Below are 1,663 nucleotides of genomic sequence, written 5' to 3'. Positions count from 1 at the left end.
GTTTTTAATTTTATAATTTCATTTTTTAATTATTTTTAGATTTTTTTTTAATTTTTAGATTATTTTTTTTAATTTTCTTAATTTTATAAAATATTATAATTTAATAATAAGATTTATTTAAGTTTAAAATATATATTAAATTTGTATATTAAATTTTTTTTTAAAAGATTTATTTGATTTTCATTAAATGTTTTTTATAATTTATAAAAATAGTGAGGAATAAAATGATTATTGAACAGTTTGGTGCACTCATGGTAGGAATCGTTGATTTCTTTAAAAATGGGGGTATTATTACTTATCTTATTACCTTTATTGGGATTTATGGTTTTTTAACTGCACTTCAAAAAATCAATTATCTTAAAAAAATTGGAGATGTTGATGCAACTGAAATCATGAGTATAGTATCTGTTGCTATGGAGCGTGGAGGAGCTATTGAAGCTTTAAAAGAAATTAGTCCTTATAAAAATCCTGTTTCAAGAATTATTTCTGAAGCTTTAAAAATTGGTTATAAAAATAAAACTGAAGTTGAAGAAAGTATGGAACAAATTTTCATTGTTGAAACAAGTAAAATGACTAAAGGTTTAGATACAATTAAAACAATTGCAGAACTTGCTCCTTTTTTAGGTTTAATAGGTACTGTATTTGGTATTTGGATGACATTTAAAGCTTTAGGTGTTAATCCTTCAGCTACAGCTATGGCTGAAGGTATTTATATATCTTTAATTACAACTATTGCAGGTTTATGTGTAGCTGTTGTATTATTACCTTTTTACACTTATATTAAATCATTAATTGATAAAGAAATGGATAAAATTGAACTTGCTACTAAAATGACTAACTGGAGTTATGCAGTAGCTAAAATTAGAGTATCTGAAAATTTACCTTGTGTAATCAACTCATTACAAGAAGGTGAAGGTATTGTTAATGTAAGAGAAATATCCGAACCTAATGCTAATATTCAAATTTCTTTTAAACCTAGTATGTTAGAAAAAAGTATTAGTAATATTATTTTAGAAATGTGTAATGTTGGTTCTGAAATCGTTGAAAGTAAACTCAAACAATAAGGTGGTCTTATGAGTTTAGATATTAAATCAAGAAAGGAGAGATTAAAAGAAGATAAAATTAATATTAATCTTGTACCTTTTATTGATATTTTATTTACAATCTTAATATTCATTGTTGTAACTAGTAGTTTTGCAAGTACTGCAATGGATGATAGTTCACAAAATAATGTATCTGCTTCAGGTAAACCTAATGTAACAGATACATCTGGTAATTCTGAATATTATATTTTCCCTGTACAAGGATTACATAAAGTAGTGGTTAATGGACAGGATATGTCATCTTATATTAAAGATGATTCAATTGCTATTCATTCGCAAGTTATTGACTCTGGTCAAATAAATGTTGATAGTAAAAATAAACAGATTTTAATTACTACTCCTCCTGGAATGGATCCTAAAAAAGCAGTAAGATCTCCTTCAGATAAAGATAAGGTACAATGATTTGTTAATTTAATTTGACATTTTTATTTTTTTACTTTTAACATTTTTTTATTTTTTTATTTTAATTTATTTATTCATGTTTTTTTTTGTTTTATTGTCTTGTTTTTTGTTTGTTTTTAGTTTTTTATGTTATTTTTTTGTTTTATTGTCTTGTTTTT

Annotated in this window: 2 protein-coding genes; both read left to right on the top strand. The window is 23.9% G+C overall.

The genetic code is table 11. The features are described from left to right. Positions 1-224: 224 nt before the first annotated feature. Positions 225-1,064 (top strand): MotA/TolQ/ExbB proton channel family protein, encoded by an 840-nt coding sequence (locus tag BGI41_RS08015; RefSeq protein WP_088540176.1) that lies wholly within the window; start codon positions 225-227, stop codon positions 1,062-1,064. Between the two features lie 9 nt (positions 1,065-1,073). Continuing rightward, positions 1,074-1,505, top strand: a complete 432-nt coding sequence (locus BGI41_RS08010) for a biopolymer transporter ExbD (protein ID WP_088540175.1) — start codon at positions 1,074-1,076, stop codon at positions 1,503-1,505. The last annotated feature ends 158 nt before the right edge of the window (positions 1,506-1,663 follow it).

Source organism: Methanobrevibacter sp. 87.7, assembly GCF_002208625.1.
In the GTDB taxonomy this organism is placed as follows: Archaea; Methanobacteriota; Methanobacteria; order Methanobacteriales; family Methanobacteriaceae; genus Methanarmilla.
The sequence above is the reverse complement of the archived record's forward strand: the minus strand, read 5'-3'. Positions and strand labels throughout refer to the sequence as shown.

Bases quoted from the DNA above. Each gene is read 5' to 3' on its own strand.
- BGI41_RS08015 (WP_088540176.1), top strand. From the start codon at position 225: ATGATTATTGAACAGTTTGGTGCACTCATGGTAGGAATCGTTGATTTC.
- BGI41_RS08010 (WP_088540175.1), top strand. From the start codon at position 1,074: ATGAGTTTAGATATTAAATCAAGAAAGGAGAGATTAAAAGAAGATAAA.